6 protein-coding genes are annotated in these 9078 nt (G+C 64.2%); 4 read left to right on the top strand and 2 right to left on the bottom strand.

The window, feature by feature from the left end:
- The first annotated feature begins 166 nt into the window (after positions 1–166).
- From EOA32_RS28285 to EOA32_RS28275, 3 genes are read left to right on the top strand one after another with little or no spacing between them, the layout of a single operon-like run.
- Positions 167–1090, top strand: coding sequence for a sugar ABC transporter permease (locus tag EOA32_RS28285; protein WP_128373464.1), 924 nt, complete (start codon positions 167–169; stop codon positions 1088–1090).
- Complete coding sequence (locus EOA32_RS28280) at positions 1090–1947, top strand: carbohydrate ABC transporter permease (RefSeq protein ID WP_067000383.1); 858 nt, start codon at positions 1090–1092, stop codon at positions 1945–1947. The genes EOA32_RS28285 and EOA32_RS28280 overlap by 1 nt, the downstream gene beginning before the upstream one ends.
- A gap of 27 nt (positions 1948–1974) precedes the next feature.
- Positions 1975–3972 (top strand): glycoside hydrolase family 127 protein, encoded by a 1998-nt coding sequence (locus EOA32_RS28275; RefSeq protein WP_128373463.1) that lies wholly within the window; start codon positions 1975–1977, stop codon positions 3970–3972.
- 10 nt (positions 3973–3982) lie between these two features.
- Here EOA32_RS28275 and EOA32_RS28270 read toward each other — a convergent pair whose 3' ends face one another.
- Both EOA32_RS28270 and EOA32_RS28265 read right to left on the bottom strand, forming a co-directional pair.
- Complete coding sequence (locus EOA32_RS28270; protein WP_128373462.1) at positions 3983–4783, bottom strand: endonuclease/exonuclease/phosphatase family protein; 801 nt, start codon at positions 4781–4783, stop codon at positions 3983–3985.
- 25 nt (positions 4784–4808) lie between these two features.
- On the bottom strand, positions 4809–6266 hold the full coding sequence (locus tag EOA32_RS28265) for a phospholipase D-like domain-containing protein (RefSeq protein WP_128373461.1): 1458 nt from the start codon (positions 6264–6266) through the stop codon (positions 4809–4811).
- A 276-nt stretch (positions 6267–6542) separates the two neighbouring features.
- Between EOA32_RS28265 and EOA32_RS28260 the strand changes: the two genes are divergently transcribed.
- Positions 6543–9078, top strand: a 2536-nt coding sequence (locus EOA32_RS28260) for a PAS domain S-box protein (RefSeq protein ID WP_128373460.1), incomplete at its 3' end; no start/stop codon positions are given.

Below are 9078 nucleotides of genomic sequence, written 5' to 3'. Positions count from 1 at the left end.
GTTCGCGCCTCCTTCTCCCCTTGTGGGAGAAGGTGGATCGGCGCGCAGCGCCGAGACGGATGAGGGGTGTTCCAGGGAACACCAGCGTCTCACTCCGCTGGAACACCCCTCATCCGTCGCCTTCGGCGACACCTTCTCCCACAAGGGGAGAAGGGGAGGTGAGACCATGACCACCCTCACCGCTACCTCCGCGCCCGCGCGCGCCAGACGCATCGGCGTCAGCCGCCGGCAATGGGTGGGCCTGCTCTATGTCCTGCCGGCCGTCGCCTTCGTCACCGTCTTCTTCGTCATCCCGCTCGGCATGACGGCGTGGATGTCGCTGCACAACTGGCCGCTGATGGGCGAGCACGCTTTCATCGGCCTCGACAACTATGTCGCCATCCTGCGCGACACCCGGTTCTGGAACGCGCTCAAATTCACCTTCTACTACACGCTGATCGTCACCATCGCGATCTTCGCCGTCGCCTTCCCGCTGGCGATCTTCATCGAACGGCCGCGCCCGCTCACCAATCTCTACCGCACAGCCTTCTTCATGCCGGCGGTGGTGGGCTTTGCTTCCGCAAGCCTGCTCTGGTCGTGGCTGCTGAACGTCGATTCCGGCCTGTTCAGCCCGGCCGCTTACGACCTCGGTCTGACCGAGAGGAAGGTCAATCTTCTCGCCACCTTCCAGCCGGCCTTCTGGTCGATCATCGCCATGGTGGTCTGGAAAGTGGCCGGCTTCACCATGATCATCCTGATGACCGGTCTGCAGTCGATCCCGCAGGATCTGCAGGAGGCGGCCGTGATCGATAGGGCAGGGCCGTTCGCGCGCTTCAGGGCCATCACCCTGCCGCTGATGCGCCGCACCTTGGCGCTGGCGCTGATCCTGTCGGTCGCGGGCTCGATCCTCGCCTTCGACCAGTTCTACATCATCCTGCGCGGCGGCCCCCGCAACCAGACGCTGACGGCGGTCTACTGGATCTTCAACCAGTCCTTCGTCTCGTTCAAGCTCGGCTACGGCGCGGCACTTTCCATGGTGCTGCTGGTCATCCTGGTGGCGCTCAGCCTCATCCAGCTCTGGCTGCTGCGCAAGCCCGAGGGGCTCGACTGATGGCCGAGGCGATGTCGCAGCACCGCAAGGCGGCCTTTAGCCTCGCCAGGCATTCCACCGGCATCATCGCCTCGGTGCTGTTTTTGGCGCCGATCGTGTGGACGGTGCTCTCCACCTTCAAGCCGGCGCAGGAAGCGCGCCAGCCGCCGCTGCCGCCCTGGCCGACCACCGGCTTCTCGGTCGAGAACTATCAGACGCTGAACACCTTCGGCGACGGGCTTTGGGCCTCGGCGCAGAACAGCATCTATGTCTCGGTGATGACGGTGTTGCTCTCCGTGCTGGTCAGCGTGCTCGCCGGCTACGGCTTTTCGCGTTTCCGCTTCCCGTTCCGGGACTTCTTCTTCATCCTCATCCTGTCGACGATCATGATCCCGTTCCAGTCGATCCTGACGCCGATCTTCCTGGTGCTGACGAAACTCGGTCTGCACAACACGCTGACCGGCCTGGTCTGCGTCTATGTCACGCTGCAGCTGCCGTTCTCGATCTTCATGATGCGCAACGCCTTCGACGCGGTGCCGCGCGAGATCGAGGAGGCGGCGCGCATGGATGGCGCCAACAATGTCACCATGCTGGTCAAGGTGATGCTGCCGCTGGTCTGGCCGGGCGTCGTCACCATTGCGCTCTTCGCCTTCCTCGGCGCCTGGAACGAGTTCCTGGCCGCGCTGGTGCTGATGACCGACCAGTCGAAATTCACCCTGCCGGTGATGATGACCGCGCTCCAGTCCGGCCGCTTCGGCGCCATCGATTGGGGCGCGGTGCAGGCGGGCGTCACGGTGATGATGGTGCCCTGCCTGATCCTGTTCCTGGCGCTGCAGCGCTTCTACATCCGCGGCCTGATGGCCGGCGCCGTCAAATGATTTCCCGCATTCGAATGGAGTGACGTTATGACCGCAGCACAATCCGCCACCGCAGCCCAGGCAGCCGCGACCGCGAAGCCGAAGCTTGCCTTCCGGCCGCTGCCCGTGCCGCAGGTCGATGTCCGCGGCTTCTGGGGCGACCGTGTCGACGCGGTCGCCGCCAAGACCGCCGGCATCCTCTACGACCGCTGCGTCGAGGCGCGCATGCTGGAGCAGATCGATCCCGACCGGCCGTCGCCGGGCGTCGTCATTCCGTTCCATTCGCCGTCGCCCGACGAGGCCGACGCGCAGGGCGCCGAGTTCACCGGCTCGACGGTGACGACCCAGATGTTCTGGGATTCCGACTGGGGCAAGACCATCGAGACCGCCGCCTATTCGCTTTACCGGCGCCGCAATCCGGAGCTGGAGAAGAAGATCGATGCCGTCATCGACATGTACGGCAAGCTGCAGCAGGAGGACGGCTATCTCTCCAGCTGGTACCAGCGCATCCAGCCGGGTCTCCGCTGGACCAACCTGCGCGACTGCCACGAACTCTACTGCGCCGGCCATCTGATCGAGGGCGCCGTCGCCTACTTTCAGGCGACGGGAAAGCGCAAGCTGCTCGACATCATGAGCCGTTACGCCGACCACATCGCCTCGATGTTCGGCCCGGAGCCCGGCAAGAAAAAGGGCTATTGCGGCCATGAGGAGATCGAGCTGGCGCTGGTGAAGCTCGCGCGGGCGACGGGCGAGAAGAAGTACATGGATCTGGCGAAGTACTTCATCGACCAGCGCGGCCAGCAGCCGCATTATTTCGACGAGGAGGCGCGCGCCCGCGGCGCCGACCCGAAGGCCTATCATTTCAAGACCTACGAATACAATCAGTCGCACAAGCCGGTGCGCGAGCAGGACAAGGTCGTCGGCCACGCTGTGCGGGCGATGTACCTCTTCTCCGGCATGGCCGACATCGCCACCGAATATGGCGACGACAGCTTGCGCGCTGCGCTCGACAGGCTGTGGGACGATCTGACCACCAAGAGCCTCTATGTCACCGGCGGCCTCGGGCCGTCGGCTCACAATGAGGGTTTCACCAGCGACTACGACCTGCCCAACGAAACCGCCTATGCCGAGACCTGCGCCTCGGTCGGCCTGGTGTTCTGGGCGAGCCGGATGCTCGGCATGGGGCCGAACCGCCGCTATGCCGACATGATGGAGCGGGCGCTCTACAACGGCTCGATCTCGGGCCTGTCGCTCGACGGCTCGCTGTTCTTCTACGAGAACCCGCTGGAAAGCCGCGGCGGCCACCACCGCTGGAAATGGCACCGCTGCCCCTGCTGCCCGCCTAATATCGGCCGCATGGTGGCCTCGATCGGCAGCTATTTCTACGGCCTCGCCGACGATGCGCTGGCCGTGCACCTCTATGGCGACTCCACCGCACGCTTCGAGATCGCGGGCCGCCAGGTCAGCCTGGTCCAGACCAGCAATTATCCCTGGGATGGCGCGGTGTCGATCGAGTTCGAGGCACAGAAACCGGTCGAATTCACGCTTTACCTGCGCGTGCCCGCCTGGTGCCGCAACGCGGCGCTGAAGGTGAACGGCAATATGCTCGATCTCGATGCGGTCACGGTCGACGGCTATGCCGCGATCCGCCGCGAATGGCAAAAGGGCGACCGCGTCGAGCTCGACCTCGAAATGTCGATGGCGCGCCTCTTCGCGAATCCGGAGGTGCGGCAGGACATCGGCCGCGTCGCGCTGTCGCGCGGCCCGCTGCTCTACTGCGTCGAGGAAACCGACAATGGCGGTGGCCTGCACCGCATTGCGCTGCCGCGCACGGCCAGGCTGGAGGCGCACAAAGAGCCGAACCTGCTCGGCGGTATCGTCACGCTTTCGGCGACCGGCAGCCGGGCCGAGGCGAAGAACTGGGGCGGCGATCTTTACCGCCCCGAGCCCCCGGAAACCGAAGAGACGACGCTCAAGGCGATTCCTTACTTCGCCTGGGACAACCGCGATCCCGGCGAGATGCTGGTCTGGCTCAGGGAAGGGTGAGCTACTCTCCCTATAGATGCACGTAAGCCGTGAGCGGCAGGTGGTCGGACGCCACGCGCGACAGCGGCGTGTCATGCGCTTCCACCGCCGACACCATGCCGTCGCGGTTGCCCATGATCCGGTCGAGCGCCAGTACCGGCAGGCCCGATGGAAAGGTGGGCACAGCGGGCAGCGAGGGGCCGAAGGCGGTGTGCAGCGTGTTGAGCGCGGAGCGGTTGCCCAGCCGCCATTCGTTGAGGTCGCCGAGCAGGAGCGTCGGCCTTTCGTCGGCGCTGCTCATGATATCGAGCACGACGCGGGCCTGTTCCGAGCGCGAGCGGCGCAACAGGCCGAGATGCGCGGCGATCACGCGCAGCGTCCGGTTCTCGTCGAGGTCGATCTCGGCGACCAGCGCCCCGCGCGGCTCCAGGCCGGGCAGCTTGATCTGGTGCACGTCGCGCACCGTGCCCCGCTTGAACAGAAGCACGTTGCCGCGCCAGCCATGTGCCTTGCCGTTTCCGGTGACCGGCACCGGCACCAGCCCCGTTTCGATTTCGAGGCGGTTGAGGTCGAGCAGGCCGGCGCGGTCGCCGAAGCGGTTGTCGGCCTCCTGCAGCGCGATCACATCGGGGCTGATTTCGCGGATGACGCGCGCGGTCCGCTCGGGGTCGAACTTGCGGTCGGTGCCGATGCATTTGTGGACGTTGTAGGAGGCGACCACCATCTCGGCGCCGCCGACCCGTTTGGGCGCCGTGGCTTTGGCTTTCCGCATCTTTCTGCCGCGGATCGACAGGAGCACGGTTTCGGGGAGGGTGCGTCCGTTTCTCTCCATGGTTCCTGCTGCTCGTCTTCCTTGCCTACAGATAGGGCGATCCCAGCCACAGCAATCGGTCGAGGACACGAATGACGAAGGCTCTGGCCCTCAGCATCTCGAGTGTCACCGGTTTCGCCGACGCGATCGCCGCGTCGATACGCGCCTCGATCGCCCGGGCGAAGTTGGCATCCAGGACCTCCATGTCGATCTCGAAATTCAGCCTGAGCGACCGGGCGTCGAGATTGGACGAGCCGACATAAGCCCACGCGCCGTCGATTGCCATAAGTTTCGAGTGATCGAAGGGGCCCTCGTGGCGCCACACCCGGCAATAATGCTTCAGCACCTGGTCGAATTGTGCCGTCATGGCGCGGTCGACGAGGAAAAGGTTGTTCACCGCCGGCACCACGATGTCGATCTCGACACCGCGCGCGCCGGCCGTGGTCAGCGCGCTGATCAGCTCGCGGTCCGGCAGGAAATAGGGCGACATGATGCGGATCGATTTGCGGGCGACCGAAAACGCACCCATCAGCAGCTTGTGGTTGGTTTCGTTCGCGGCATCCGGTCCTGTCGCCACGGCTCTGACCAGCATCGGCTGGCCGGGCGGCGGGGCGGTTCGCTCGACCTGCCAGGCGTCGCCCTTCAGCGCCTCGTTGCTGGCGAAGCGCCAGTCCTCGGCGGCGACTGAGAACAGGTCGGCCACCACCGGCCCGGTGACCTCGAAATGCGTGTCCCTGGAGCTGTCGAAACCGGCGAATTCGGCCGAGAACCCCTTGCGGATGTTCATGCCTCCGGTAAACGCCACCGTCGCGTCGATGACCAGGACCTTCCTGTGGGTTCTGAGATTCGCATAAGGAAGTCTCAAGCCCATGACGATGTTGCCGTTGAAGAGATCGACGGCGACGTTGGCCTCCCTGAGCTGCTTCAGGATGCTGGGTACCGAATAGCGCACGCCGACGGCGTCGATCAGCACGCGCACGGCAACGCCGCGTTCGACCGCGGCGGAGAGCGACTGCACGAACATCTGTCCGACGGCGTCGTTGTCGAAGATGTAAGTTTCGAGAAGCACGCTCTTTTGCGCGCTGTCGATCGCCCGGCACATCGCCGTATAGGCCTCGTCGCCGGTCTCGAGCACGGCGATCGCGTTTCCCGAAGTCAGCGGACGCCGCGCCACCCTGTCGCCCAGTGTCTTCAATCCGACGAAGCGCTGGCCGAACTGGGCCTCGATCAAGGCTTCGACGGCGACATCGCGATTGTGCCCCTCATCCGCCGAACCGGCGCTGGGTCGCATGGCGCTGATCGTCGCGCGGCGGATGCGGTTGATGCCGGCGATGGCGTAGATGATCGCGCCGAGGAAGGGCGACAGAAGCATCACGCCGACCCACCCCGTGGCGGCGCGCACGTCTTCCTTCGTCATGATGGCATGGACGATGCCGACCGCCGCCATCGCCAACGACAGGAGAAGGATGAGCGTCTGCCAGTGACTCGCTACCGCCTCGAACATCGCCCCGACTATTGTGCGAGCCGGCGCGGAAGGCAATGCGCCAGGTCAAGGCGATCCGGACTCGCATGCAGCTCTTCCACCGATTGCAGGAGCGGATCCCGCCAGGTGCGACCGGTCGTTCGGACGCTCGGCGCCTCTGTGCGAAAATGGGTCCAGCAGGCAGGGCGAAATCGCAGTTATGTTCGCACCCGCCTCGATGCCGAAGTGTCGGAGCTCACGCGGGAACATTCGGCGATCCGATGCGTTTGGCTTTTCGTTGCCGAGCGGGAATGGGAGATGCGCATCGAAAGCCTTCAAGGAACGGAGGGGTTTATCCGTACCCCGCAGGACGCCGTCGCCCTGCAAATCCCGCCCGACTTCATCGAGACGCTGCCCATTGCGATCTACGCTTGCGACGCGCAAGGCCGATTGCTTTGGTTCAACAAGCGCGCCGCCGACCTGTGGGGGCGAACGCCCTCGCTTGGCTCGGATACCGAACTCTATTGCGGATCCCACAGGCTCTATCTCGATGGACGCGAGATCGCGCGCGCCGAAACCCCGATGGCCGCGGTGCTGCGAACCGGCATTCCCGTCAGGGGGGTTGAAGGCAAGCTCGAGCGCCCCGACGGGACGGCGATATGGGTAATGGTCCACATCGAGCCGATCGAAGACGAGGACGGTCGGGTCGTCGGAGCCATCAACTGTTTCCATGATGTCACGGACCGGCGTCTGAGCGATGAGATCATTGGGCAACAGGAACAGCGGCTCGCTGCGACTTACCAGCATGCGGCGATTGGCATCGCTGAAGTCAATGCGAAGGGCGAACTCGGGCGCGTCAACGGCTACCTGGCCGACCTGCTCGGCTATTCGGCCGATGAACTTGTGGGTAGGTCGGTGTTCGATGCCACTCTGGCGGAGAATGTCGATGCGGACCTGCGTCAGTTCGAGCGTCAGGTGCGAGGCGAGATCGACAGCTACCGGCACGAGAAGCGCTTCATCCGCAAGGACGGGGCAAGAGTCTGGGTCGCGGTCACGTCCTCGAGCGTAAGGGACTCCGAAGGCCGCTTCTTGTATGCGGTGCGCGTCCAGCAGGATATCACCGCGCGCAAGAAGGCCGAGGCCGCGCTGGTCCGGCATCTGGAGCAGCAGGCGGCGCTTTACGAATTCACGGACAGCCTTCAGCGCGCGGCGAACCTCGGCGAGATCCACGATATAGCCCTCAGCACCATCATTCGCGCATTGGGTGCGGACCGGGCGTCCATACTCTTCTTCGACAACACCGGCTTGCTCAGATTTGCCGCCTCGCGAGGCCTGTCGCAAGCTTACAGAACGGCCGTAGAAGGCCATTCCCCCTGGTCGCGCGACACACGCGATCCCGAACCAATCGCTATAGCCGACGTCGAGCAAAGCGGGTTGCCGGACGACCTCAAGGCGGCTGTGCGGGACGAAGGCATTGCAGCGCTGGCTTTCATTCCGATCTCGGTGCGCGGTCAGCTGCTCGGCAAGTTCATGACCTATTACGACCATCCGCACGATTTCGCGGAGTCCGAGCTTCGTTTTGCGCTGACAGTGGCCGGACAACTCGGCTTCGCGGTCGACCGCGTGCGGCTCGAGACCGCCCGCCAGACGACGGAACGCGCGGCAAATCAGCTCGTGGCCATTGTCGAATCCTCTCACGACGCGATCATCAGCAAGGATCTCAACGGCATTATCGCCTCATGGAATGCCAGCGCGGAGCGCCTGTTCGGCTTCACGGCCGACGAGGCGATCGGCAGGCACATCACGATGATCATCCCCGATGACCGGCTGGGCGAGGAGCCGGAGATCATCAGGCGCATCAGCAGCGGCGAAAACGTCGATCACTTCGAAACGGTGCGTCGCCGCAAGGACGGCAGTCTCGTCGATATTTCCCTGACGATTTCGCCGATCCGCAACAGCCAGGGCCGCATCATCGGCGCCTCGAAGATTGCGCGCGACATCACCGACCAAAAGATGGCTGAAGCCAAGCTGCGGGCGAGCGAGCGTCAGCTGCGCGACCTGCTGGCGGCAATTCCGGCGGCGATCTACACGACGGATGCCGACGGCACGATAACCTTTTTCAACGAGGCGGCCGTCGAGCTTTCCGGGCGCGTTCCGCAGATCGGCAAGGATAAGTGGTGCGTGACGTGGAAACTGTTCTGGCCGGACGGAACCCCGCTTCCTCACGACCAGTGCCCGATGGCGGTCGCCCTGAAGGAGGGGCGTCCGATACGCAACGCTGAAGCCGTCGCCGAGCGCCCGGACGGCGTGCGCATTCCCTTCATCCCGTATCCGACGCCGCTGCGCGATGAAGATGGCAAGATCGTCGGCGGCATCAACATGCTGGTCGATATCAGCGAACGCAAACAGGCCGAAACACAGCAGCGGCTGCTCTTCAATGAGCTGAATCATCGTGTGAAGAACAACATGCAGATGCTGCAGTCGCTGCTGAGCTTGGCCGGTCAACGAGCAGCGAACCCGCAAGCGCGAGAAATCCTGCGTGAAGCCGGCAACCGCGTCGCGGCCATGGCCGCTGCTCAGCAGGTCCTGTACGAGACGGTCGATTCGACGCAGTTCAACGCGAAGGGTTTCTTGCTTGCGGTCTGCGGGACAATAAAACAGACCTTCCCGAAGGAAGTCGCGGTTGAGTTCGAGGCTGACGATTCAAAGCTTTCGAATGACGTTGCAATGCCGCTGGCGCTGATCCTGAACGAGCTTCTGACCAATGCCGTAAAATATGGAACTCCCGACGGAGTCGGCACCATCCGGGTCGGGCTTCGGCGTGATGCCGACGGCTTCCAGGTATTCGTCGAAG

Source organism: Mesorhizobium sp. M1A.F.Ca.ET.072.01.1.1 (assembly GCF_004023325.1).
Taxonomy (GTDB): domain Bacteria; phylum Pseudomonadota; class Alphaproteobacteria; order Rhizobiales; family Rhizobiaceae; genus Mesorhizobium.
This window is presented reverse-complemented; position numbering and strand designations above follow the sequence as displayed.

Coding starts and splice junctions, on each gene's coding strand:
- EOA32_RS28285 (WP_128373464.1), top strand. CDS start 167: ATGACCACCCTCACCGCTACCTCCGCGCCCGCGCGCGCCAGACGCATC.
- EOA32_RS28280 (WP_067000383.1), top strand. CDS start 1,090: ATGGCCGAGGCGATGTCGCAGCACCGCAAGGCGGCCTTTAGCCTCGCC.
- EOA32_RS28275 (WP_128373463.1), top strand. CDS start 1,975: ATGACCGCAGCACAATCCGCCACCGCAGCCCAGGCAGCCGCGACCGCG.
- EOA32_RS28270 (WP_128373462.1), bottom strand. CDS start 4,783: ATGGAGAGAAACGGACGCACCCTCCCCGAAACCGTGCTCCTGTCGATC.
- EOA32_RS28265 (WP_128373461.1), bottom strand. CDS start 6,266: ATGTTCGAGGCGGTAGCGAGTCACTGGCAGACGCTCATCCTTCTCCTG.